Raw genomic sequence first — 25,540 nt, 5'->3', positions numbered from 1 at the left:
AAATTATAAATTAAGGAGTATACTAACTTATGAGCTGGTATACTCCATCTCACCGAGACTCTCAGGCTATCGTCGACCAAGACCCGCCTGAGGGTTTTTTTATGCTGTTACATCATGCTCACCTCCTTTGCGCCTCCAGCCAATTGGCGATCTCCTCTATATTTCCCTTGCTTTTATCCAGGTAAAAGAATTCTCCTCTTGCCATTCCGTCAAAGCTTCTCCATTCCGGATTCGTGCTGCTCCAGTTCACTTCCTTTATGCCATCCATCCGCTCAGCCAGACTCTGTGCTTTGGCAGTCAGGGATTGATTTTCCCAGTCTTTCATTGCGTATAACGATACGGCCTGAATGACCGGGAAGCTCGCCAGCATGGTTTCGTGATAGTTTCCGATTCTTGCAGGAGAATCAAAGGAGAAGAGTTTATCGAACCAGGAATTTACGATATCCATATAAGCTTCATCCTCTCCCCCGGCATTCTCCTTCCATTCATCCGATCTGCTTAGAAGCTTGCCTGCCAGAAAATTGGCCACAAGCAAACGCAGCTGGGAAAGTGAGAGAAACTTCTTATTAGCAGGCCGAATAATAGCCCTTTTTTCGGTCTCCACACCTGCTTCTATCAGCTTGGAATTGGATTGAAGAATCCGGTTCGTCATCCCGTTTAAACGGTCTCTCGAATCATAGGCGATTCGCTTGGACAATGCCACCTGTTTCCCTTTTGTGTTTAAATCAATAAAAAGCTGGTTCTCCTCATCCATGGAGAGGCCTTCAAGGACCTGAATGGCGATCTCTGTCTTCTCCAGCAGATATTGAAGATGATAAGCATTCCGGATTTCTTCGTCCTTCTCACTTTTCATACTCATGAAAATTTGATCCTCGAGCTGAAGCAGGGCTTTCATCCGGTGTGAACCATCTACGATTTTTATTCTGCCTGGAGTTTGTCCTCCCAGCATCCCCTCTTCTGCTGATGCAACCAGCGGCGGCATATATATTTCTCCCGCTGCAGCATTCGAGAAGATATACTTTTTAATCCGTCTGACTTGAAGCTGATTCGTGTCCCTTAGAATAAGCCTTTCTTCTTTATGCATCTTGACGAGTTCGGAAACAGGCAGCGCTATAAAAGTCTGCCGCTTAGTAAAAATATCATGAACAATCACGGATTCAGCCCTCCCTGTTCGATTTTCTTTTTGAATTCCAATGAGGTCTGCTGGATTTTTCTCGTGGCAGAATGGCCTTTAATTTTCGAAGTCTGCTTGTCAAACAGGTGCTGGAACATCGGATCATCGTGCTTCCAGCTGCACTCGAATTTCAAGTGTTTGAGTTCGTGTATAGTTTCTTTGTAGGATAAGTTATGAGTCCTGGTCAGCTGATTGGCACAATAGGCAAGAGCTATTTGCACCCCTGAGTAACCACTTACAAACTTAAGTCTGTTAGCACTTTTCTTTGGAAAAATCTGCTGCCATGCCTGAAAAAACTCGACTGCAATCTCTTCGGCTTCCTTCGGGTTGCATCTGTAATAGGGGAGACCTTTTTTCACTGTCAAAATACCTTCAAATAAGGCAATGATGCATCTCTTCATGGTGGCTAATGATGTAAGTGCGGAGTTGTGAATGGAAATTCTGGAAAGGCTTTGTTCTATTTCAAACATAGGCTGAAGCTTCGCTGCAACAGTTCTTGTCAGCTCAGTATATTGGTCACGCTGATCAAAAAGCATAATCTGCCCGATATGTGCATCTCTTCTTTCAGTATTGATATCAGTAAAAAGCTGTTTCTCCTCAGAGGTGGTTAAATCCAGGAATACCTGCATGGCAACGGGATATTCTCTTAATCTCTCAATATAGGTCTGCAGTTTAATTGCTTCATCCAGCCTGCCTGTTTCTTCAGCTGATTCTTTTCTGGATTTAAGGTGGCTTATGGCAGATGATAAACTCGCGCTTCGATGCTGTCCATCAATGATGTAAAGCTTGCTTCCGGGAGTCAGTTCCCATCCATCCTCTGTTTCGCGAATTGCACCTCTGGCTGAAAAAACAAATGGGGAAAAATAAAAGTCCCTGCCACCTTCAAGCGATTGGATGATAAACTCTCTGATCTCCACCCGCCTTTTTGGATCCAGCTTTCTCTGAACTTCCTCATCCACTTCAAAAATCGCTTCCAAAGTTGCATACCGAAGCTGAGTGGCCAGTACTTTTTTACCAAATTGATTGTATGACGATCCCATAATTCTGGTTAATACGCCAATATCTGTCATATTTCTCACCCCGAGATTAATTATAGGCACGTTGTCTGATTATTGTAAAATCATTTTTTAGTAACACACTTGCTACCTTCTTTCTTAGACACATTTTAATAACTTAGCCTGTTTTCTTACTATTGACAGAAGCGGGAAAACAAAATATAATGAGCTGCTTAATTTTCGAACCGTGCATGAGACTTTTATTTGTGATTTATATCACAAGTTACTTCTTTAAAGACTCTTTTCAGTCTTTTTCATAAAATACAGGGTGAAAAAATCAAATTTTTCTCTAATTTCGAACATTTTGTGACAGACCCCTCTCAGCAGGATCATTCTTGAATTAGTGGAAAAGGAGACAAAAAAAGACTGAAACCCCGAGGTAATTTCAGTCTCTTCTCTGAACTATTTCGGCAATAATACCCGGTCAATGACATGGATTACACCATTGGAAGCTGCAATGTCAGGTGTTACCACAGTTGCATCATTGACTTTAACAGGGTTAAGGGAAATTGTCACTTCTTTTTCTGCGAGTGTTTTTGCCTTCATTCCATCCTTCAAATCAGAAGACATGACTTTACCCGGAACCACGTGATAAAGCAAAATATCCTTCAGATCCTTTCTTGCCAATAACTGTTCTGCCGTAATGTTCAATTCCTTCAGAAGCTTGTTGAAAGCCGCATCTGTTGGAGCAAATACAGTGAATGGTCCTTCACCTTTAAGCGTTTCAATCAGCCCTGCTTTCTCCAAAGCAGCCGCCAGGATCTTAAAATCCCCAGCTTGTACAGCAGTATCAACGATGTCTTTCTTAGTACCATTGTTTTCTGCAGCTGATGCCAGTCCAGAGAAGGAAAGCAGCATCATAAAAACCATGGAAATGACAGCTAATTTTTTCATTTGAAAATCCTCCTTTTTCAAAAATGGTTTACACAAATCAACTATGTAAACTCCAAACTTTATTATTTGTTTGATTGTAAGTTTTATCCAGAGTGGAATAATTTTTTATAAAATTAATTTGATTTGTTTCATACAAAATAGGCGTGCCTTTTTTTATTTAAGGCACGCACCATTCATTATGTGTAAGGATTGAGCCTTCCATGGCGACCATTTCATTCGCTCTCCACCCATTTGAGGCTTCATGAACCCTCCATGGCGACCATTTCCTTCGCTCTCCACCCATTTGGGGCTTCATGAGACCTCCATGGCGACCATTTCTTACTCTCTTCAACCAAATCGGGCTTCTATGTTTGCACTTAGACATTTTATAAGTGACGGAGCCATCGGTGCTTTAATGCCTTTTTTGGCTTCAGCAAAGGAGCTTTAGTAATCTTTCACAACAAACAGCTGGCATTAGCACGCTTTCATTCTCACTTTAAAACATTAGATATTATTTCTGGAAATCTCTATCGCTGCTTTAACAGCTTCCTTTATTTCCTGATATCCTGTACACCTGCAAATATTCGACTCCAGCCATTCGGTTATTTCTTCATCAGAGGGATTGGTGCGATTCAGCAATAGGGAATGGCAGTTCATGATGAAGCCGGGAGTGCAGTATCCGCATTGAAAGGCGAAGTGTTCAATAAAGGCTCCCTGGATTGGTTCCTGAATCCCTTCAATAGTGGTAATGTCTTTGCCGATTGTTTCAATGGCCAGAACCAGACATGACTTCTGGGCTATTCCGTCTATATTGACCGTACATGCACCGCAGTCTCCATTTAGGCAGCCTGGTTTTGCACCTGTCAATCCAAGAGTATTGCGCAGCACCCCTAATAGAAGTTCTGCATTTCGAAAGTAAACTCTTTTTTCTTCCCCATTTACAGACAATAGAGCGTTCGTATGCAAGGAGCTAGTATCCTCCAAAGTGCTCTCCTCCTAATTTGTCAGCTATATCCAACAGGATGTTCCTCAGAACAAATAACCGGTATTCAGAAGAACCTTCGGAGTCATCCAGAACCTGCATATTAACAGTACGGATGGCTTCGGCCACTCTTTCTTCCACACCAGTTCCCCTGCTCCCTAGAGCTTCTTCTATTTGGAAAGCTCGGAAAGGAAAATCAGCCAGGCCGCTGATCGCGATTCGGATCCTGCCTTCAGCCTTGACAGCAGCTGCGGTAAGCAGCGGATAGCCCGTATCCCACTGGCGCCTCCTTTTAATGCTTTCAAACGGGACATGTAGATACTTTTTATGTGTTTTCATTCCCACAAGGAATTCTCCGGGCTTTAACAAAAGACGGCCTTTAAAAATATCATGTATCGGAACGTTTCGAATGCCTTTACTATGTGCTATCATCATTTCACTGTCGGTTAAAAGAAATGGCAATACGGCTTCACGGTAAAATGTCTGCCCGCAGATATTTCCTCCTGCCGTTATTTTATTTCTCGCTGTCCGGTCAGCTATTTCACTCACTGTTTTGCTTAAGAGCGGGAAGAGATTGATTTCCTCTATTTCGGTTAATCGGAGGGAGGCACCTGTAAACAAATGATCTCCTTTAAAACCGAAAGTATTGCACTCAGGAATACCTTTAATATCAATAACGGCCCCTGTCTTCATCTCATTTAGCCGGCCAAGTGTAATGATTTCCGTTCCTCCTGCAAAAATGACAGGTTCCTTCCCGGACTCCAGCAGCTCCTTATATAAATTGGTCGCTTCTTTTAAGGCTGCTGGTCTATAATACTCAAAATCAAAAGGAATCAATGCGATTTCGCCTCCTTTACTTTCCAGATATATTCCGGAGTTAAAGGGAGCTGATTTAAATCTATACCTGAAGCAGTGCTTAAACAATTAGCAAGCGCACCGGGCATTCCCAGAAGACCATGTTCACCAACACCCCTTGCTCCATAAGGGGCATCCTTCTGCTGAGTTTCAATGAAGTCTGCAATATATTCGGGGTTTTCCCCATAATGAATTGGCCTGTAAGTCCGCAGCTGCGGATTGATTACCCTTCCCAGTTCATCAAAGATGAAGCTTTCTCTGCCCGCATAGGCAAGACCCATGCTCATAGCGCCCATTACTTGCCCTCTCGCCATTTTAGGATGCAGAACTTTGCCGACATCCACTACAGTAACCGCTTTTATCAGACGATAAGTATAATCCCGTCTATCATACTCAACCTCTATACAGTGTGCCGCGACGGTCCACTCAGGACCTGGCTTCCCCTCACCGGTTTCCGGATTCAGATAGGTCATCCTCCTTAAGGTGTAGGAACCATACCCAATAATCTGTCCCCCAATCGTGTTGCCATTCGGGAAAGTATAACCGTAAACGACGTCCTTAAGATCTAGCCCTGTCTCAGGTTCATCTCTTAGGAACACTCTTCCGTTAGCCACATCAAGCTCTTGCGTGGCAGTAAGCAAAACACATGAAGCAACAGCCTTGATCTGCCGTATTACATCTTCAGCAGCCCGCAACACAGCATTCCCAGCCATAAATACCCCGCGACTTGCGACCGTTTTCCAATGCTCCGGAGTGGAACGGGTATCAATTTCCATTTTCACATGTATTTGATCCATGTTCATTTTCATGCGCTCAGCCAGGATCTGCGCCAGGACAGTTTTGGTGCCTGTTCCGATTTCCACCACACCGGAAATCAGATTAATGCTCCCGTCAGAATTAAAGGTTAATAGAACACCGGAGCTTGCATTCGTATCAATGGTGGAGGTCTTCCAGCTGCAGGATATTCCCTTCACACGCACCCTTCGCTTATTCAGTACCTGTACTGCACCCTCATCCCACTTCACAATCTCCTTCAGGCGTTCGATGCATGCCGGCAAATCCCCGAGATTACTAGTATTTAAGGGAACCTGTGTCGGTGTTGTATGTCCTGGCAATATGGCGTTTCTTTCTCTGAATTCGAGAGGATCGAGCTGCAATTTACGTGCAAGAATATCCATTGTCCGCTCAAATGCAAACAGCACCTCGGAATGGCCAAATCCGCGGTAAGGGCTGCCATACGGATGATTGGTATAGACACACAATGAATTGCACCACACATGTTCAATATGATAGGGCCCAGTGCAGTCTGCCCCTCCGGCACGGCTGACATCAATGGCTTTATCAGAATAAGCTCCGCCATCGAAAAGATAAATCATCTCTGCCGCTTTTAGAATTCCTTCCCTGGTGCATCCTAATTTGATTTTGGCCTCAAGACCGACATGACATGGTGCTGTTATTAAATCTTCTTCTCTGGAGTAGGTAAGCTTCACCTTTTTCCCACCGACTGCCCGGGATGCAATAAAGGCAAGAATTTCCCACTGAACAGCTGCCTTTCCCCCATATCCGCCGCCGACAAAGGGTGTCTCAACGATTATTTTGCCTGTATCCAGCTGAAAGTAAGTACTTAACAATTTCTTGACCATGAAGGGTGCCTGAGAAGAAGTCGTGATATGTACATACCCATCCGGCTTGATTTCTGCGGAGGCGCTGCGTGTCTCCATCGCTGCATGATCAGAAGGAGAAAACCGGAAGGATTCCTCCGCTATGACCTCACTCTGCACCCAGCCATCTTCCATGCTTCCTTTACGGATTTTGGTTATGTGGGAAATATTCGAATTGGGCACTGGGTACGCAGCACCTAATTTATCATATGAACTTAAATTTTCATGTAATAGGGGGGCATTCTTTTTCAGGGCTTGGGAAGGAGAATGGACAACGGGGAGAAGTTCATACGTAACATCAATTAAAGCGGCAGCCTGTTGGGCAATGATGGGCTGATCAGCGACAACCAGGGCGACAGGCTCTCCGTGGCAGCGGACCTTTTCGAACGCAAGTGGCGGACGGTCTCTGATTTCTTCACCAGTTAAAGGCAGATCTTTGCTCCCTATTATAATCGCTCTAACTCCTGGAACCTTTCTCGCTTTAGAAAGATCAATGGAAACAATCCGGGCATGAGCATACTTGCTGATGACCATTTTCACATGAAGTGCATGGTCTCCACGTTCATCTGCCGTATACTTTGCCCTTCCCGTCACCTTGTCGTTTGCTTCCTTGCGAATCACATTTTCTCCGATAATATTCATCAAATTCCACCTCCCGGGAACACCCTTTATCAATATATTGTAGAGATGGAGCTGTTCATTCCTAATTTCTCCGGGAGTTGAATATGATTTTTCAGGAGGTCCGCACAGCTTTTATGTCATAAAAAAAGCAGATATTCATAGTTTCTATATAAAAAAAAAGATAAGGTGGTCATTCAGCGTGAACGGATACCAGACTTTATGCCATCAATACGCCCATATATTAAAGGGAAAAATGAAGCTTGAAAATGGAGTATGCTCTGTGGAGATAAAACGGAAGCTGGACGTTGCCATTCAGGGACGGCCAAGCAAAGGGGAATTGGGGGCCGCGCTTTCGTTTGAGTCTTTGGACCATCAAGGAAATGCACTTAACCTTGGTGAAACAGTTCTTCTGGAAGAGGAAATTCCTCTTTTTACACAGATGTTAGTCAAAAACGGAGTGATCATCAGTGCCCTGCACAACCACTGGCTGTTCGCAAAGCCCCACATCCTTTACATTCACTTTCAATCAGTTGAGCCTCCTTTAGCTTTCGCGCAAAAAGCAGCGGAAGCCTTTCATGCCATTAAGATGTATGGATAGTCTTTTATCATGAATTTGGAGGGAAAATAAATGGCTGCAAATAGATGAGCCAAACTTGCAAATAGACCAGGCAAACTTGCTAATAGATAGGTAAAATGCAAATAGACCAGCCGAACTTGCAAATAGATGAGCAAACTTGCTAATAGACCAGGCAAACTTGCTAATAGATAGGTAAAATGCAAATAGACCAGCCGAACTTGCAAATAGACCCAGGCAAACTTGCTAATAGGTAGGTAAAATGCAAATAGACCAGCCGAACTTGCAAATAGATGAGCAAACTTGCTAATAGACCCGTCAAACTTGCAAATAGACCAGGCAAACTTGCAAATAGGCAGGTAAAATGCAATAGAGTCCCCGAACCTGCGCTTTGGAAAGTTTAAAAAATGAGTGGAAGCAAGCGGCTTCCACTCATTTTTTATTTTTCTGCCATCCCAGGAGCTTTATCTCCAGCAATACTTTTACTTTACTGCATTTTTTGACAGCTCCAGAACATTCTCTTTATTTGGATTACCTTAGTAGATTATCAGCAACCTTAATAATAACAGGCTTGATCCATTTTTTTATAATAGATTTACCTACTCACAATCCTTGTCCATAATAATCAGCGGTCTCATCATGTCATGATCCTCATGTTCAAGAATGTGGCAGTGCCATACATATTCTCCTGTATAGTTTTTAAAGGGAACTATAATTCTCGTTACTTTACCAGGCTCAACTCTTACCGTATCCTTCCATCCTATTTCACTGGGGTCCGGACGATGTTTTTTTCCAAGTTTTATACCTTTTCCATTTTTAATCCATTCTTTTTCATTAAATTTCGTTACGTCAAAATCCTGGCGTTCGAGTATTTGGAATTGGACAAGATGAAGATGAATGGGATGTGTAATGTTTGGCGGAATGCCAAGAGGACTATCAGGATTAAAAGTAGGATGGGCAAACTCCCAAATCTCAACACTATCAATCTCTGGTGTTTCTGTAGCAGCATCCATAAATCCAAGGTGATTGATCGTCAGCTTAAGCCTTCCTAGTCCATCTGGATCTTCAGTCATGACAAATCTTCTTGTTTTTGGTTTTGGATGAATCTTTTTAGGGTCTAATTTTTGAAAATGGCGCAGCTTCTTTGGAATGGCACTTCTATCTTCGCAATCAGCCTCAAGGCCCACTCTGAACTGCATAACATCCTCTTTAAACGTTTCAGGCTTCCCTTGAAGATTCAATTCTTCTGTTCGAAGCGTAATCGTTTGACCAGCAAATTTCGAGAAATCGATGATCACATCTAATCGTTCAGCAGGATCAAGCGGAAATTTTTTCAGGAGCTTTGATTTGCTTATCAGCCCGCCATCCGTGCCTATTTGATAGAAGGGCTGCTCTTTTTGGTGTTTGTCCCAGAGTTTAAAGGTAAAACCGTTTGTATTAGAAGCATTTAACATTCTAAAGCGGTATTTTCTGGGCTCTACGTTAAGATACGGCCATACCTTTCCGTTAACCACCATCGTATTTCCAATAAACGCACGAACGACTGATGGATTTACGGGAGATGGAGGAACAGAGTTTGCAGGATAAAAAAGTGAACCATCTTCCCTAAAGGTTTTATCCTGTATCATCAGCGGTATATCATATTTCCCTTTTGGGAGGTCAAGGCATAGTTCCTGTTCATCGTGAATAAGGTAGAAGCCTGCCAGTCCGGCATAAATATTGAGTCTTGTTACTCCCAAAGCGTGGTCATGATACCAAAGCGTTGTTGCCTGCTGGTCATTTGGATATTCAAATACTCTCGCGTTGTTCCGTATATACCAGTCTTCAGGATGACCATCGCTGTCAGGTGCTACATTCGCGCCATGAAGATGCACGACCGTACGCACCTCAGGATTACCCGCAGAATCGTGAAGCGTTTTATCTACTGGCAAAAAGTGATCCAATGGCAAATTATTGATCCATTTTACCTTTACCGCTTGTCCTCTCATTGTTTCAATCGTAGGGCCAGGATACATCCCCTCATAGCCGTAGATAACGGTTTCATTAAAGTCCCTATGAAACCGGTGCTTTCCACACTTCATTTCAACCTCATAATAGGCTCCATCTTCTCCTTGTGACGTCGGATTGAGTACCGCTGGGATCGAGAGCTCATCAGCAAATTTTTGGATTGTACCTGGCTGCTTAACTGCTACACCTTCTTTATATTCAAGACACTCATTTGTTTCAAGACTCCCCATTTCTTCCTTCATAAAATTCACCTTCCTTTTCTGATAGAGTAGAAGCTAATGCTTCATTAATAGTAAATGAATAAAAAAATAGTTTGTGCCGGCCAATACTGGAAAGGTGTAAAAATGTGTGAATACCAGTCAATAGACATTGTCATTAAAAAAAAGCCGCCAATACCGGCAGCAATAATTAATTAACAACATTGTTTAACAGAGACAAAACCCTTTGCACAAAGCTAAAGAGCATGTAACGGGCTTATATGCCAGTCCGTTTGTAATTTCATCATCTGTTAACTTAAGCCCTAAAGGAGCAGCGTTAGGCTTTGATTTCGGTTTTGAAGAAGTTACGTCATGCAATAATCATACTAACCTGAGAGCAATGATTTTATGACTTTAACCATTAATGGCCAAAAAGTGTATAAATCATATTAAATAAGCATACCTTATGTTTGCTCTTATTCATTCGCTGGGTGGAAAATCATGGAGTGGTATAGCCGCAGTAATCATTCTTTTATCATTCTTTACAATTTAGATTGTTTTTTGTAAAACACAAGGAAGCTATTGATCCCTAAGCTCTATTACCTGGTTCATTTCGAAAGTGGGTGAAAAACGGGGAACGTTTTTCAGCTGAATATTGATCTTGCTAAACAGGAAGAATAGATAACACTAGTAAGTTTTTGCTTGTAGTTTAAAGAAAACAAATATAAATTCCTGAATAAAAATTAAAAAGAAATGAGTGGCAAAGATGAGAACTTTTCTCCCTGTATTGGCTCACGTCCTAGCAGCTTTTCTTACTGCATTTGCAGGAAGAAAATCAGAAAATAAACAAGATAGGAAACTCTACTTCGCCTTAATGGTCGGCGGCTTTGTATGGTCCCAGTTACAGACCGAATATCTTATATGGAGAATAAATAAGAATACCGATCGTTCTTTAAATAAATCAGAGGATTAACTACATTAGCACCAAAGGGAAGAGATTAGAACATTACATTTACGCTAAAAAGCCGCCAGTACTTTTACAGACGGCAGAAAACAATCGTTTAACCGGTTTTCAAATTCAGATTGATGTAAAATGAGCTTCATTTCGAATGTAGTTGCATAAAAATGGGTGGCACCCTACAAGGGCGAACCTCAATATTTTCCCATACCTTTCCGGTTACATAAGGTTCTTCTTTAAGCCATAGGTCCAGTTCCTCTCTTGATGGATACTCCACAACCATCATGGAGCCAATCATTTTTTCTTCATTATCAAGTATCGCTGAAGCATATAAATGCTCTCCTTCTTTACATCTCTTCTCTACACCTCTTAAGTGTTCTTCCCTTGCCTGTAATCTTCTTTCCAAGGCCTTCTCATCAGTGCCATCATAAGCCATAATAATAAATTGCATAAATTTATCCCCTTCTGACTTTTTTTCGATAGTGCAGCGACTGCTTCTATTTCAACTACTTGATATTCATAACCCAAAACAGTGACTCCCGATAAGTTACTGGGAACATAGTGTGGACCAAACGCTTCTCTGGCTGTGTTCCATACAGTCACTAAATCAGAATGATCAGTAAATGCTGCCCACACTTTCGTATAAGCTGCATCCATTAACCAAATAATAACACAATAAAGCGTTTTCTAACGATCAACTCTTAACAGAAAAACTCGTCATTACCCTGGCGAGTTTTTGCTGTTTTATGTCAGCTAACAGTCAGTTCTTTTCTTTTGAATTAGTGTTGGAAGGGGCGGCGCATACATTCATCTGTTCAGCTAAGATTAAAAATATATTTTATTGTTAAGTACACATAGGGTTATTTCTATTAGGAACAGTAAATATGAGTGATTTTTTCTAAAAAGGAGTGCAAATTATGGAAAATGTTGCTAACAACGTCCATATAGGTGAATTAATAGCTGTCTCCAGCATTTTTAAATTAAATACTTTTCAAATGATCACATTACTGGAAAATGGCTTAATGGAAGTATTCGATAACAAGGAAGCTTTTTTTAATAAGTATGGAAATAAGGAAACATATGACGACTTAGATTGGTGCGAGTTAAATAATGGAAGAGTCTTTACTATGACTAAATAGGAATGGAATAAATCCCTGCAACAGAGGGTCAATCAAAAAGAAAAAGCCGCCTGTGCGGTGGCTAATCTCTTCAAAAATGTGTTCTTCTTGGCTTACTGATCTCCTCACTTTTTTTCAAATCCTCTGATAAATGAGTGTTTTATTGTTAATTATAAGTTTGTGTTAAAAATTGAGGAGGGATCTGAATGCAACAGGAGCAACAAGCGAAGAACAATATAATGAAACCTGCCGGAACTGATCCACAAAAAGTAAAACAGGAAATTCAAAAAGATGTAAGCCGGGGGCAAGGTGCAATGACTGCCAGAGAGGCAGGAGCAATGAGAGATTAAAAGACCACTTCGGGTGGTTTTTTCTCTTTATATCTATGATGAAATATTTAGGCCGTAAAAAAAAAAATTACTCCATTACTTAAGACCTTAGGCTGAGTAAAAGAAATGATAAAGAGCAGTCCTGTTATGTATACCTGAGCGCATAAACACGCTCATGGTCAAAATAAGCTGGTTATTCTCCATAGCAGACTTTAACACAAACATAGCCGATGCAATAATACTCACAATTGTCTTCTGAAGTGTCTCCCAGATTACCTCTGGGCACAACTTCAATTTGTGGAAATAATGTTTTAACCTTTCTTCCGGAAGAACAGCTTGACTGATTCTCTTTCGAATCCCCTAACATTTTCATCTCACCTCCTTCATAATAGATTATTCAAACGCAGGGACAGGTGTATAGTTGGTTAGCGCTATTTTAAGCTCTAAAAAAAATTCCTATTAATAGGCAGGCAATTACTTCATCATTTTTTCTGACATTTGACCATTGTAAATTTAAATGGAGGCTTAGTTTCTCTTATTCAATAAGTGGAAAAACAGGGACGGTTCAGGCGTATCAGAGTGAATCGCCAGAACCGTCCTTATGTTTCTTCCTATGTTTATTTTTGAAACCTTCATAGTTATTGGATTAATACACATTTTCCAATTTCTAATAAACTTGTCCCTTTCAACACATGTCATCAAACATACACTGAAGTATCAAACAGCAAAGGGGGTGAATTGAATGGGATCCTATAGAAAAAATAATAATGGTGTTGCGGGTGCTTCAAATAATAAGCTAGAACGTTTGGCAGATCTCTTTGATGAAGATTTCCGAGTGCCTGTTCGTGCATCAATTGATGGAGAAGATTTTTGCAATGCAACACGCCGCTGCTTGATCAACGACCTTGTCAAAGGACTAATGGATGAAGATGATAGACCAAAGAAACGCCGTTGCTAACTATGTATAAACTAAATATCCCGATTGCCGAATGACTCTCGGGATATTTTAGCAGAATGGGCAATGCTGTACAAATTGATTGCCTTTTAGCAATAGCTCCAGCAGCATGATAATAAATCTCTTGTTTTTTAAGACTCATAGAAAAGAACAGCCAAACCCTTTTAAATTTGACTCAATGATAGCGAAAGGAGGAGAAGAGTTGTCTAAAAGAAAATATGACAGAAATGGAAACCAATATTATTATAGAAATTCTGTGTTAGGAGCAAGTGATTCAGAAAAGTTAGCAGGTCTAGTTGAGGAAGGTTTTAATGTGAAAGTAAACGCTTATATCGAAGGCAGAGATTTCTGCAATGCAGTCCGCCGATGTTTGATTAATGACCTAGTCGCAGGAGCAATGGATGAAAACGGGAAAAACAAAGACAAGTAACACTAAATTTTAAAAAAACAAGTTAAAAAAGAAAACCCTGCCAGATGATATACTGTTAATCTGCAGGGATTTTTAATCCTTCAACATAGCCAATCGGAGTTTTTCTAGAGGTTAGGGTATTCTTTTAGCTGAACTGGTTAGAATACAGGAAAAAAGGTAACACAGCATGTCTTTTCTTAGCTGGTTGAATAGTCATTATCTTATCCCTTATTATCGATTTAACTGCATTATATCTGGTTTATGGTCCTGCCCTATAAAACGAATATTCCTCTTACCCCCTTTCTCTTATTGCCGTACCACTTTTCTTGAAAACACAGGGACGGTTTCGGCGTATCTGAGTAAATCGCCAGTACCGCCCCTATGCTTATTCAACTACACCAATAGCTATAAGGAAGACGTCCTAACAGAAAACATAACTTTATTAAAAGTGTTCTATATTAGGAAATAATCCAAAGAATGTTAGTAGCTGGCTTGACTGAATAATATAAAAAGTACTAGCCCTATAATACATTCATACATAAGAGAACCAGTCTAACCCAATATTTTTTGTAAAAGATTAACTTTACCAGATTTCACCATTCCTTTATTACTTTACCCCACCCGTTTTTCTCTGTTGCAAAAAAGTCTCCTTCAGTAAAGCAAGCACCTAAAACATCACCAGTGTCTATTAGGTGCACCGGATTTTCAGTTGGTCCTTCAATTTTTATTGAACCTTTCATCGTTTTGCTCCTGAGTAATTTAAAGTCTGGGGCTGTGTTTCTTTCTATAAGCTGATGCTTCCATACGCCTGGTTTATCCGGATTTGGAATTGTCCTAATGTTAAAGTGAGGTGTGAGAGTGATCTCTCCAAGATCATGCTCTTCTTCCCATTCACCTGCAATCTCAATCATTAATCCGTCTTTTCTCTGGGCTTTGCCAATAATCCGATCACCTTGTTCTTCTAAGGTGATTGATGCATACTTTTTGGGATAACCCCAAAGCTCTCTTCCTGCAGCGATGGCAGCATCATTGTTTTCGTATTCAAACACATACCATCCCCCTTTTTTCCCTTCGTACGATACTGGAACAATAATAGAGAAGTCCATAAAACCCAGTTTATCGCAACTTGAAAAATCAGTGGCTACGACTGCAGCAATTTCCTCTTCTAATTTGTATGGAGTAGTTCTTACCCATTCTTCGAGTATTTTACGATTTGGACGAAAATAAACAGCCAATGATTTCTGCCCCAAGCATTCATAAGGTACAAACGGCGAGGGATACAATGGTGCGTGTAAGGGTGCGTTATTCAAGTAATATCCTCCTTCAGATCATGGACATTTTTTAGCTGCGTCTCTTTCTCTGCTGTTGCTTTGCTTACGAAATAAATTACAATAGCGGCAGACAGCATTCCAGGAATAATTTCATAAATATAGCTGGATAAAGATGCGTTGATCCAAACGATAGTTACAACAGAACCAGTAATCATTCCCCAAAACGCGCCCTGCCGTGTTACCTTATTTGAATACAAGCTGAAAATTAATAATGGGCCAAAACTGGCTGCAAGCCCTGCCCATGCATATAATACAAGATCGAAAACGGCTTTTAGGTTCATTAAAGCAAGTCCGGTTGATAATACTCCCAACAAAATCATAGTTATGCGGCTGATGGTCACATTTTGTTTTGACGTATATTCTTTTTTAGTAATAGACTTTAACAAATCACTTGCAATTGACTGTGTAGCAACCATTAATTGTGATGAAAAAGTGGATTGGATAGCTGCAAAAATAGCTCCAATTACAATTCCTGCTATGATCGGGTGCATGATATCCATAGTGACTTGGGGAAAAATATACTCTGGATCATCTATTACTGGAACAAGGATTCTCCCTATTAATCCCAGCAAATTGGAGCCGGTCATAACAATAATGACCCAAACCATGGCAATAACAGAACCTTGTCGAATCGTTTGATCATCTTTAGCGGATAAAAAACGCTGAATGATATGCGGCTGCCCTGGTTCCCCTAATCCAAACCCTATCAAGCCAAGGATTACACCGAACCCTACAGCACCACTTGTTCCCCCGCCTGCTGATAATAGAACAGGATCGATCATTTCCAATGTCGTGAAAAACTCTCTGAAACCGCCCAGCTGAAAAAGAATCATATAAAGAGGGAATATAACAAGGACCGCCATCATAATCAGACCTTGGGTTACGTCAGTCCAGACGACAGAACGGTAACCCCCAAATATTGAATAGCCGATTACAAACGCTGCAGACAGCACTAATCCCCAGTTATAATCAAATTCAATTATGGCATTTAAAGCCTTGCCGGCTGCAGTCAATTGTGAAGCCATATACGCGATAAAGAAAATAGCAATAATAGCTGCTGCTAATATCTTCAATGAGTTCTTCGGATCATGAAAACGCTTACTAAAATAATCTGGCAAACTCAATGCACCCAATTCTTTTCCCGAACGCCGAAAGCGTGGAGCTACTACAAACCAATTTAATAGATATCCAGCAATAAAACCAGGGAGCATCCACATTGTAGAGATTCCGGCAACATAGGAATACCCGGCAGCTCCAATAAAAATCCATCCGCTTGTATCTGAGGCCCCAGCGGATATTGCAGTTGCCACTGGTCCAAAGTTACGGTCTCCCAAGTAATAGCCTTCCTCACTTTTAGAGATGAAACGCTGTGCTGCAAATCCTACAAAAAATACAAGAATCAAGTATCCAATGAATACAGCAATCATTTCATCTCATCCTTTCGGGAAGCAAACTTATTAAAAACAAAAGTTAATACCAGGCCCAAAATTGGAGAAATAACATAGAAAAACCAAATTAACATCTCATTTTTCATTTCAAACGCCTCCTTTTGATGAAAGTGCAGCTTTCGTCAATGGCAGCCTATCAATGATCTTCCCATAATCTAGTGTAAACCCTCCTCTCACATACTTTCCTCCAAGAACTTCTATTGGTCCGAGAAGCGATAATGGATCCTGAGCGGATTCTTCCCATCGCAATGAAGCTCTTCCAAACCACTCATCTCTTGTAAAAACTTGATGGAATTCGTTTTGAACTACTAAATTCAGATCAATTTCCCCATTTTCAACTCCCGGCATTCTTTTAACCTGAAGTCTTGGAAACAGAACTGGTACTTCAACATCCATATTCTCTTTAACTAGTGTTACGTTAATGATTTCTTTTCCTTTTCTGTAAACTTTCCCTGTAATTGAGGTGCTGCTTTTCTCAAATGTAACCTTTCCAAGCTTTTTGGGATAGCCCCAAATTTCTCTTCCTGCACATAAGGCATCATCTGAATCCACATATTCAAAAGCCATAACAGCGCCTTTTTGATTCTTATATTGGCATGGTATTATGAGTCCCCCTTCAGAATAGGGATCCAATCCTTCAACTTCATTATTCTTCAAAACAAAAACTTCAAAAATATCTCCAGTTAATTCAAACTCTGCTGGCAAAAACGATTTTAGGATTTCCTTCTTTCCTTTTGCATAAATGCTAATTTTTTCATAGTCCTTGTAGACATAAGGCAGACTTGGATAAAGAGGTGCATATTCCGGTAAAATTTCATAAATATTCTTTTTCATTTCATTCCTCTCCCTTCTGCCTATATAGTCTGCAAGAGTTGTGCCAAAATGAATTCAGTTAAGAAATGGCCCTTTCACCAAAACTCTACTCATTTTCGAGTGTTTTTATAGGTAATTACTCAATTTTGGGTATTTAATAACTTCAACTCATAAACATAACTTTGTAAGTCATACTCCTTAATTTTTCTGCTCATTGTCTGCTGAGGAAGCTCTAATCGCCTCGCCGCTTTTGAAACATTTCCATGAGTAAGTTCAAGCTCTTGTTTAATCATACTCTCTTCCACTCTTTTCAACTGTTCTCTGAGAGAAAGACCCAGTGAAAGCTGGAAGTTCTCTGACTGGGTCTCAATTGCCAAATAGGTGTGAGGCTGCAAATCTTTTTTAGTTATCATTGAATCATTAGCGTGATTCATAGCCCGTTCAATCCAATTCCGTAATTCCCTTACATTTCCAGGCCAATTATGATTTTGTAAAGTGACCATTGCTTCGTCTTCAATACCTTGAATATTCTTGGATAGTTCCTCATTGAAGTAAGAAATAAAATGCATGGTCAAAGGCAGGATATCTACTTTTCTGTTTCTAAGAGGCGGAAGCTCAAGATACATAACATGCAGACGATAGTACAAATCACTGCGCATTTTTCCGGACTCTAATAAAGAAGAAGGATGAACATTTGTCGCTGCTATTAATCTAACGTTAATTGAGATCTCTTTCGTATCGCCTAACCGCCGAACCTTCTTCTCTTGAACAACCCGCAGCAGTTTGGCCTGAAGAGTAAGCGGAAGGGAATTGATTTCATCTAGAAATAGAATTCCACCATCCGCTTGTTCAAAAAGACCTTTGCGATCTTCTGCACCTGTAAAACTTCCTTTAGTTGTACCAAATAAAATAGATTCCAAGAGATTCTCCGGTATAGCCGCACAGTTTTGGCTAATTAAGCTGCACCCGCTATCAGTGGCAATCGCATTGACAACAACTTCCTTCCCTGTTCCGGTTTCTCCATATAATAATAATGGTGAAGAAGTTCCAGCCAGCTTAGGGATCGCATGTTTGACATCTCTCATCGCTTTAGACAATCCAATTATATTAGTGTCCATTGTTTCTATTACTTTCGTTGGCTGTTTCCTCTTGGCAATTCCCTTTTCACTTCGTAACGTTTCCAGCTCATCAGCAAGTCGTGTAACAGCTGAAACATCTTCAAACAACTCATAAGCCCCCACAATTTCCCCATCCTGAATGATTGGAAATGTTGATGTCAAAGCTGTCCGCCGTTCGCCCTTACTTGTTACGAAGGTTTGAATTCTGTCTATTACAGATTTTCCTGTCTGAATTACTTTACAAAATGTACTCTCACTCTCTTTTAAATTCGGGAAAACTTCAAAAATTGATAAACCTGTTACAGACAAGGCACTAAGCCCAATTGCAGAAGCACCTTTATTAACAAAAATAATGTTATAGTTACTATCAATCGCCATAATTCCTACACGAATTTTTTCAAGAATATCCGTCTTCCATTGGTCTATAGTCATAGGTATTGAGCTTTAATTAGCTCCTTTCTCTCCCTTCATAATTAATGAACGTTTATCATTCCTTTCGACATGTATATTAAATAGTCCTGTGTTCCAAAATTACTGTTATTGTAGTGATGTCAGATGGAATTCAAGAAAAGTGCCTCCACTTGAAAAGTAAAGTTTTACAGTATCGGAAGAGTTGGAATCATTTCTGAACCCTGCCTGCAACACCCCCTATTACTCTGCTCTTTCCTAATCTGCTTTGTAGCTTTGGGCTTCCCCTTCAAAATGGCAATAATTTCAGTATGCAATCATTGTCGGCCCTTTTCAGAGTCTTGCCTGCTAAACATCTTCTTACGCAGCCTGTTAGACAGTAAGATAAAACACAATGACGGCTCCGGCGTATCAGAGTGAATCGCAAGAATCGTCCCACTGTTTACAGTTATAGAGAGTTACGCTTTGGAGCCATCGTACTGCAGGTAAGTCATGATATCTTTCTCAATAGTTTTACCTCATTACAGTCTAATCTGAGTCAATTCACTAGAATCTTCATCGTATTCCTTTACCCCATTCCACCTAACAGACTGTTAGATTAAAATAATGGTATGCCCGTATAATTTATACGTGGTGGTTAATTTTAACAGATAGTATTGATAAAATAACTAATGACGGATTTTATTACAGGGGAGTTGCCTATGCGGTTTTTAATCGAATATAAAGATTTCAGTTCCAAAGAAGAGAAAAATAAATCTTTAAGTGTATTGGATACATTTTTAAATGAACATCTAATTGGTGATTTTCATGGACGAACTTTTGAAAGCATACTAATTCGTTTTATTAACAATGCTCCACCAAAGAAGAAATTTAAACTTAAATCGCTATATAAAATTATTGCTGAAGTTGAAATTGAGGGAAACTTTACTAATAACACGAAGTTAAACATTATCGACTTTCAACATGGATTATCGAAGGTCGAAGAAGCAATAAATATGGTTCCACAAATAGAGGTAAAAGAAGAGCTGGATTTTAATAAAGATAAGTTATTAAATAGCCTTAAAAAAATGATTAATAATGCTCCACAGACTGATGAGGAATTAAAAAACTACGCAAAAAAAGAAAAAGAAATTAATTATTTGAATACCGTCAAACGTGTTGATAGCTTGATATATTCGTGTAAGATTAATCCTAGACCATTAATGAAACGAATTATTGGTGTTAGATTATATGACCATTTTGAACGGAATACATTAGCACCATACGATTATATATACTCTGAACTCTTTAGTAATTTATTGAGAAAAGCCGAATTAAAGTCACCTGATTATGACGAGATTTATTTCAGTATTGGTGAAACAATGGAACAAGCAAAACAATCAATTGCTATTGACGAATTTTTTAAATACACGTACTCCACATTAAATTTATCTGCGTATAACCAAGCAGATGACAAAGGCAAAGCAAATATAGTGTTTCATTCCATGTGTGAAGGTCTAAGGCTGATTGCTGATTTTGACCATTTAGAAAAAGACAAAATTGAAAGTGTAATTGAGAATATAGCCAAAAACGGAATTGATATGGAACTAATTTATGCTGCTGCCCAAAATAAAGATTATCTTGTGAAAATCGTTTACCATGTTCCACACAGCCATCTTACAAAGGCTGTATTTAAATTGAGATTAACAGAAATAAATACTAATAAGACTGGAATCGCAGATATAGATAAATTAGATATATATTATGCACCCTATAGTTTAGGGAAAATACATATAAAGAAAAATGAAATTATTATTAAAGGCAGAAATAGTCTTAGGGCAGAGGTTTCGCGTGAAATTGATAAATTACCATCGGAATATCGTTTTAATATAAATGAAATTTTATACGGTTATAATTTTAAATGAATTGGTGCTTTATGAAAAAACAGCGGAAAACTGCATTCACCGCTTTTTTTTGCATATGTCAGCTCAGCTATCTTGAGCTTAACATGCCAAAAAGAGGATTCGTGTGTAATAGCTATCATAAATAATTGATGGAGATATAGCAGATATTTTTTCATCCTCGAGCATAAACATCAGTATCGAGCAACAGGAAAGAGGGATAGCCATGTCCTTTATCGGATTTGAACTGATAGCCAAAAGAGCATGGACGATTTTGCCTGGCCACACTTTTTCGATGTCCATTTTATGGAACAAGAAAAAGATCCCTTCCTCCATCGGAAGAGATATCTATCATGAATCTGGACTGATCCTCCCTGATAAAAGAATTGCAGCTACCGGGAGGATCCACCATCTGTCTGATCATACAATAAATCACTATGAACCCTTACAGACAGCACCTTGTAAGCTTATTTGCCGGCCTGACTTTCCCCTGGATGATCTTAAAATTGAACTTCTTGCGCCGATGAAAGGGATTATGGAACCCATTCATCAAACGGCCGTTCTTTTCTTATGGAGCAAGGAAAACAATCTTTTAAGAAAAACAGAACTCCACCTGGATCCCCAATCATTTGAAAGGATCCCTCCAGATCAATATTTAATTGATCTTTCTTTTTTACTGGGTAAAATTTAGACCTTGGCTCTGAATATTAAACTAAGATAGGTGTTAAGAAATAAACAATCAAGAAGGCTGTCAATATACGCATGACGATTCCTAATACAGCCGCTCCCATTGCCTCCTTTTCACTAAGGTCAGAATTAGCTGCCCATATAACCGGAATTTGACCAAAGATTGTAGACAAAGGCAAGCCGGATGAAGCTAATACGAATGATCCGATGACCAAACGCGGATCCAAAGAACCAGCAACTTCCGATAACTGGGCCATGGCCAGCGCCGGACTTGCCAAAATAGAGAGAATTCCGGTCTCAGGATGAATATTTAGAGCTAACAAAACGGCTGACAGTCCGGATTCAAATTTTGACCAAATGCCGATGTAATCCAAAACGCCAATTGCAGCAAACACGACTGCGGCAGCCGGAATAATGAGAAGGAATAAAAGCTCTGCTCCCTCCCTGGCTCCATTAAACAAAGTGGGTAAAAAGCCAGTCTTCGGCGTAAATTGAGGCAGTTTTGCAATTTGGACAGCTTTCGTATCCCGATAAATGGTTTTAGAAAGCAGGAACGGGACCACAATGACGGGCATGAAAACAGCCAGCACGACCACTGCAAAGGCATTGGCCCCTACTGCCGTTAAAGCAACCATGCCTAACATAAATGTAGCAAAAGACTGCTGGGATTGAACCATGGTTGCTACCGCTATTTTCTGCTCTGCTTTTGTTGCTCCCGAACGGATTAAGATCGGTCCGGCAATTTTTCCGGCAGCATTTATGTCACCAAGAATATTATATATACTTGGAATGATAACAGCTGAATTCACTTTCATCAGCTTTGTAACAGGAATGAATATCCGGATCAATGCATCCGTAAATCCCAGCCTTTCCAGCACCCGGCCAATAATGACACTAACAATAATGGAAACTCCTACCGTGCCGGTTAAAAATATCTCTACAATAACCGGGAAAACCTGATCGACAATGGAAGTAAATAACCCTGCTAATGTACCTGGCGTGATTAACAGTACCAGCAGTGAAATAATGACTAAACCAAGACCGACTGCTTCGATTCGTGTCCATTTCCGAGTTAAAGGAATCGGGACACTATTATCTTCTATTTCTATATTTTCTTGTACTAACGATTTAACCTCGCTCATCTGCCTGCACTCCTTTTTTATACTGTTTGGACAGCCGTTTTTTTCAATAGATAACCCTCAGCCATTTCTTCTGCATATTTCTTTAAATGAGGTGATCCCATTTCATTTAGGGATATGCTTGTCACACGTTCCCGAAAAACAACAACTTCAACATCAGGCAGCAGTCTGTCTAAGGCGTAAGCTAAAGGTAAACCATTTTCAAGTATTTCTAACACATGGCAATTTCCGATAATAAAATTTAGTCCTAACTCCTTAGCTGTTTCGATAAGTGGATGTCCATCATAAACACGGCTAATGGAAGCGAGAACTGTGTCTGCCTCCGGGTGTTCCTGGATGGCTTGACGCAAATGTTCAGGAGAAAATCCCGTATGCGGGAAAATGTGCACAATATTGTTCACGGGGCTGGTCTCTTCTCCATGAACAATTCTTCCGCGTGTCACTATACTCGTTTCACACAGAGATGAACTATGGCGTATTTCCTTTTCAGTATGTAACAGTTCCTCTTCATCTCTCAGACCCATAAAATTGTCCAGCCGTGTTAAAATATCCCCCAGCGTTTTCACCTCAGGGAGTACTTTCCCTGCATATAAAATATTTCCGTGTACTCCTCCATAAGAAACCTCTGTCCGGTATACCTGATGGCCATGCAAAAAAGGAATGCCAGGATGTAATCCATGGAAAGCTTCATGCAGTTCAAATGCAGCGACATTATACAAATCCAGATAGTTTTTCAAGATTACTCCACCTGAATTAGCTGCTTCAGCTATGGGATGATGAGCAACAATGGCATCGACACCAGTAGCGCCGGCAAGTTCGATAGATCCTTCTGTCATTGTCATAGCAACTGCTACTTTTTTTACTTCTTTCTTCATTTCACCATAAACAAGACCAGGCGTTTCAATGATCTCTTTCCCGGGAATGTTGGAGGATTTCATGATAACAAAGGGATGCTCACCTCTCGTAATGTCATTTAGAGTTTTAATCACTCTTCCTCCTGTCAGCTCATCCAGCGCAATTAATACATCTTCTACTGTTTTCATAATGTTGCTGCCTCCTCTATTTTTTTTATAAAAAAAACCGTCAGCACAAAACAAACAGACGCTAGTCTGAAAGCTTGTACTGACGGTTTTTATGCACTCTTAAGAGTTCATTGGACCAGTCACCATTATTTAATTACCTGGAAATATAGGCACTTGTATCCCGATCCAGGGTAATGATAGTTCCTGATAGTTCAGTAACGGGATCATAGTCTTTTAATATAGAAAGTACCTTCATCCCATATTTTTCTTCCAGGACATTCCTTAAATGTTCCTTATAACTATCTATGATGGCAATGTCAGTCATACGGGTTACAAAGCGATTAATCTCGTCCAGATGTTTAAGAGATGGAATTCTCTTATGATAGGCGAAAATTAATATCTTATCCCCCAAAAACTCGACTCTTTGACTTTTGACGCCAATGTTAAACAAAAGAAGATTGATATTGTTATAATCTTTGATAAGTTCCTGTTTAAATGGGCCAGCAGTCCAACTCATTCACTTACACCATCTTTTTGAAATTTCAGAATCCTTTGATAAATAGAATTTAACATAGTTAATTCTATCTGTAAAGTGTTTATATTAAAAATCTATTAATGGCGAACAATTAGCGGAAAGCATCATCCATTTTTTATAAAAAGCCTAATTCCCAATTCTGGAAGATTAGGCTTTTAAGAACTGCTGCAAAAATATCCAGCTGAATTAATGGTTTAGTATTGTCCCTGAAAAAATAGCATTCGTTCTTACACCGGGTTTTATTTCCCCATTAATGGAAAAAATATGTTTGTCCATTAATACTAAGCCTGCACCGCATGGAGCATCAAAAGGAATCTTTCCTATCGTTCTCCAAGTGTCTTTTTTGGCATTATAGATTAATATTTCTTTATTCCATTTCAACTCATACGGATCGGCATTAAAGTATTTCATTCTAAACTCTGCCAATGCTTCTCCTGTTAACGTACTTAAATTTTTCACTGCATCATCATATATTTCTTTATTAAATCCGCCAATTACCAGCATCTCATCCTGATTTAATTTTACTGAACTTGCTCCTAACAATGAAATTTCTTTGTCAGCAGCCTTAACTGAAGAAACCTTCGTCCAGGAATTTTTTTTAATATTATATTTATATCCATCTGTATAGGCAGTTGTCCCCCCGCCGCTAAATACATATAGATTTCCATTTAGTAATTGAGCTATACTTTGATTCCTTGAGCCTTCTCCTGGTATAGGGGCTAATTCTTTCGTTTTAGAAGTACTTAAATCATATTCAAATAATTTATTGCTGTCTTTACCATTTTGTTTTCCAAGTCCAATATATAATTTTCCATCCTTTTCAACAGCAATACCGTCGCTTATGGTAAACGGTAAATCACCGATTTTTTTTGTTTTCAATTTTTTATTTTTATCAACCGTCAGGAGTAATATATCGTCGGCATACTCTTTATTTGGACTTCCGCCAATATAATAAACGCCTTTATCTGTCGTAATAGAAGATCCATAGCCTATTTCATGATCAAGTGTTGTATGTTCAACCAGTCTTAACTCATTTTTATCTTTTTCTAACACATAGATATCTGGATAATGTTTCTTCTCTCCTCCATTTAAAACTGTCTCATAAGGAAAATTTGCTCCTCCTCCGACGATGACAAAGTTTTTATAAGAGCCGGATAATACTCCTGCCGTTCCAAGATTCTCTTCAAATCCCTTTTGTGGTTCCAGCTCTCCTCCGTGCTCCCATGTTATTTTATCTGCAGATTTTTTATGGTTATTGTGAGCTTCGGCTTTCGTCCACATATTCCCGCCTGCCACCAGCATAACTGTAAGTGCAAACACTAAAACCTTCTTCTTCATCCGATCTCCTCCATGAATGGTCATTCGCCGCAATAGCATATAGATAGGGAGAA

General features: G+C 39.8%; 25 protein-coding genes. 7 read left to right on the top strand and 18 right to left on the bottom strand.

All coding sequences use genetic code 11. The annotated features are described in order from the left end of the window. Positions 1-118: 118 nt before the first annotated feature. The 7 genes from NYE23_RS06855 to NYE23_RS06825 all read right to left on the bottom strand — a co-directional run bounded on the left by NYE23_RS06855 (position 119) and on the right by NYE23_RS06825 (position 7,242). Positions 119-1,153: a DNA sulfur modification protein DndB gene (locus NYE23_RS06855; protein ID WP_341076519.1), complete on the bottom strand. Its 1,035-nt coding sequence runs from the start codon at positions 1,151-1,153 to the stop codon at positions 119-121. After that, a complete protein-coding gene (locus tag NYE23_RS06850) occupies positions 1,150-2,244 on the bottom strand; it encodes a DNA sulfur modification protein DndB (protein ID WP_341076516.1) in 1,095 nt (364 codons plus the stop codon). The genes NYE23_RS06855 and NYE23_RS06850 overlap by 4 nt, the downstream gene beginning before the upstream one ends. A gap of 387 nt (positions 2,245-2,631) precedes the next feature. Then, a complete protein-coding gene (locus NYE23_RS06845) occupies positions 2,632-3,123 on the bottom strand; it encodes a fasciclin domain-containing protein (protein WP_341076514.1) in 492 nt (163 codons plus the stop codon). Between the two features lie 157 nt (positions 3,124-3,280). Further along, positions 3,281-3,418 (bottom strand): hypothetical protein, encoded by a 138-nt coding sequence (locus NYE23_RS06840; protein ID WP_341076512.1) that lies wholly within the window; start codon positions 3,416-3,418, stop codon positions 3,281-3,283. A 188-nt stretch (positions 3,419-3,606) separates the two neighbouring features. Further along, entirely contained in the window at positions 3,607-4,086 is a 480-nt protein-coding gene (locus NYE23_RS06835; protein WP_341076511.1) for a (2Fe-2S)-binding protein, read from the bottom strand. Continuing rightward, positions 4,073-4,921: an FAD binding domain-containing protein gene (locus NYE23_RS06830; protein ID WP_341076510.1), complete on the bottom strand. Its 849-nt coding sequence runs from the start codon at positions 4,919-4,921 to the stop codon at positions 4,073-4,075. Before NYE23_RS06830 ends, NYE23_RS06835 begins: the two co-directional genes overlap by 14 nt. Then, positions 4,918-7,242 carry a xanthine dehydrogenase family protein molybdopterin-binding subunit gene (locus NYE23_RS06825; RefSeq protein ID WP_341076508.1) on the bottom strand — a complete coding sequence of 775 codons (2,325 nt, stop codon included), beginning with the start codon at positions 7,240-7,242 and terminating at the stop codon, positions 4,918-4,920. Before NYE23_RS06825 ends, NYE23_RS06830 begins: the two co-directional genes overlap by 4 nt. A 178-nt stretch (positions 7,243-7,420) precedes the next feature. Between NYE23_RS06825 and NYE23_RS06820 the strand changes: the two genes are divergently transcribed. After that, entirely contained in the window at positions 7,421-7,819 is a 399-nt protein-coding gene (locus NYE23_RS06820; protein ID WP_341076506.1) for a DUF1259 domain-containing protein, read from the top strand. 575 nt (positions 7,820-8,394) lie between these two features. Here the strand turns inward: NYE23_RS06820 and NYE23_RS06815 are convergent. Together NYE23_RS06815 and NYE23_RS06810 are read right to left on the bottom strand one after the other, a co-directional pair. After that, complete coding sequence (locus NYE23_RS06815; RefSeq protein WP_341076505.1) at positions 8,395-10,044, bottom strand: multicopper oxidase family protein; 1,650 nt, start codon at positions 10,042-10,044, stop codon at positions 8,395-8,397. A gap of 1,055 nt (positions 10,045-11,099) precedes the next feature. Then, positions 11,100-11,408: a YciI family protein gene (locus NYE23_RS06810; protein WP_341076504.1), complete on the bottom strand. Its 309-nt coding sequence runs from the start codon at positions 11,406-11,408 to the stop codon at positions 11,100-11,102. A 466-nt stretch (positions 11,409-11,874) separates the two neighbouring features. Here NYE23_RS06810 and NYE23_RS06805 point away from each other — a divergent pair, with 466 nt between their 5' ends. Together NYE23_RS06805 and NYE23_RS06800 are read left to right on the top strand one after the other, a co-directional pair. After that, positions 11,875-12,096: a hypothetical protein gene (locus NYE23_RS06805; protein ID WP_341076502.1), complete on the top strand. Its 222-nt coding sequence runs from the start codon at positions 11,875-11,877 to the stop codon at positions 12,094-12,096. 185 nt (positions 12,097-12,281) lie between these two features. Beyond that, positions 12,282-12,425 carry a hypothetical protein gene (locus tag NYE23_RS06800; RefSeq protein ID WP_341076500.1) on the top strand — a complete coding sequence of 48 codons (144 nt, stop codon included), beginning with the start codon at positions 12,282-12,284 and terminating at the stop codon, positions 12,423-12,425. A 172-nt stretch (positions 12,426-12,597) separates the two neighbouring features. Here the strand turns inward: NYE23_RS06800 and NYE23_RS06795 are convergent, their stop codons facing one another. Next, complete coding sequence (locus tag NYE23_RS06795) at positions 12,598-12,777, bottom strand: hypothetical protein (protein ID WP_341076499.1); 180 nt, start codon at positions 12,775-12,777, stop codon at positions 12,598-12,600. Between the two features lie 369 nt (positions 12,778-13,146). Here NYE23_RS06795 and NYE23_RS06790 point away from each other — a divergent pair, with 369 nt between their 5' ends. Together NYE23_RS06790 and NYE23_RS06785 are read left to right on the top strand one after the other, a co-directional pair. Then, entirely contained in the window at positions 13,147-13,362 is a 216-nt protein-coding gene (locus NYE23_RS06790) for a hypothetical protein (RefSeq protein ID WP_341076498.1), read from the top strand. Between the two features lie 199 nt (positions 13,363-13,561). After that, entirely contained in the window at positions 13,562-13,789 is a 228-nt protein-coding gene (locus NYE23_RS06785; protein WP_341076497.1) for a hypothetical protein, read from the top strand. Between the two features lie 572 nt (positions 13,790-14,361). Here NYE23_RS06785 and NYE23_RS06780 read toward each other — a convergent pair. The 4 genes from NYE23_RS06780 to NYE23_RS06765 all read right to left on the bottom strand — a co-directional run bounded on the left by NYE23_RS06780 (position 14,362) and on the right by NYE23_RS06765 (position 18,910). Then, positions 14,362-15,078: an acetoacetate decarboxylase family protein gene (locus NYE23_RS06780; RefSeq protein ID WP_341076495.1), complete on the bottom strand. Its 717-nt coding sequence runs from the start codon at positions 15,076-15,078 to the stop codon at positions 14,362-14,364. Next, positions 15,075-16,526, bottom strand: a complete 1,452-nt coding sequence (locus tag NYE23_RS06775) for a sodium/proline symporter (protein ID WP_341076493.1) — start codon at positions 16,524-16,526, stop codon at positions 15,075-15,077. Before NYE23_RS06775 ends, NYE23_RS06780 begins: the two co-directional genes overlap by 4 nt. A gap of 108 nt (positions 16,527-16,634) precedes the next feature. Further along, complete coding sequence (locus NYE23_RS06770) at positions 16,635-17,381, bottom strand: acetoacetate decarboxylase family protein (protein ID WP_341076492.1); 747 nt, start codon at positions 17,379-17,381, stop codon at positions 16,635-16,637. 119 nt (positions 17,382-17,500) lie between these two features. Beyond that, a complete protein-coding gene (locus NYE23_RS06765; protein ID WP_341076491.1) occupies positions 17,501-18,910 on the bottom strand; it encodes a sigma-54 interaction domain-containing protein in 1,410 nt (469 codons plus the stop codon). Between the two features lie 677 nt (positions 18,911-19,587). Between NYE23_RS06765 and NYE23_RS06760 the strand changes: the two genes are divergently transcribed. Both NYE23_RS06760 and NYE23_RS06755 read left to right on the top strand, forming a co-directional pair. Next, the gene (locus NYE23_RS06760) at positions 19,588-20,790 is read left to right on the top strand and encodes a hypothetical protein (protein WP_341076490.1); all 1,203 of its coding nucleotides are present in this window, start codon (positions 19,588-19,590) and stop codon (positions 20,788-20,790) included. 202 nt (positions 20,791-20,992) lie between these two features. Continuing rightward, positions 20,993-21,457 (top strand): hypothetical protein, encoded by a 465-nt coding sequence (locus NYE23_RS06755; RefSeq protein ID WP_341076489.1) that lies wholly within the window; start codon positions 20,993-20,995, stop codon positions 21,455-21,457. A 16-nt stretch (positions 21,458-21,473) separates the two neighbouring features. On the opposite strand, the gene NYE23_RS06750 is transcribed toward NYE23_RS06755, so the two are convergent. The 4 genes from NYE23_RS06750 to NYE23_RS06735 all read right to left on the bottom strand — a co-directional run bounded on the left by NYE23_RS06750 (position 21,474) and on the right by NYE23_RS06735 (position 25,445). After that, complete coding sequence (locus NYE23_RS06750) at positions 21,474-22,595, bottom strand: hypothetical protein (protein ID WP_341076487.1); 1,122 nt, start codon at positions 22,593-22,595, stop codon at positions 21,474-21,476. A gap of 17 nt (positions 22,596-22,612) precedes the next feature. Next, positions 22,613-23,635, bottom strand: a complete 1,023-nt coding sequence (locus tag NYE23_RS06745; protein WP_341076484.1) for a Nif3-like dinuclear metal center hexameric protein — start codon at positions 23,633-23,635, stop codon at positions 22,613-22,615. Between the two features lie 133 nt (positions 23,636-23,768). After that, the gene (locus NYE23_RS06740) at positions 23,769-24,131 is read right to left on the bottom strand and encodes a Na-translocating system protein MpsC family protein (protein WP_283913240.1); all 363 of its coding nucleotides are present in this window, start codon (positions 24,129-24,131) and stop codon (positions 23,769-23,771) included. A 204-nt stretch (positions 24,132-24,335) separates the two neighbouring features. Further along, entirely contained in the window at positions 24,336-25,445 is a 1,110-nt protein-coding gene (locus tag NYE23_RS06735; protein WP_341076481.1) for a cyclically-permuted mutarotase family protein, read from the bottom strand. Positions 25,446-25,540 lie beyond the last annotated feature (95 nt).

Source organism: Cytobacillus sp. FSL H8-0458 (assembly GCF_038002165.1).
Classification (GTDB): domain Bacteria; phylum Bacillota; class Bacilli; order Bacillales; family Cytobacillaceae; genus Cytobacillus.
Note: the sequence above shows the minus strand (reverse complement) of the source record. Positions and strands in the feature narration are given on the sequence as shown.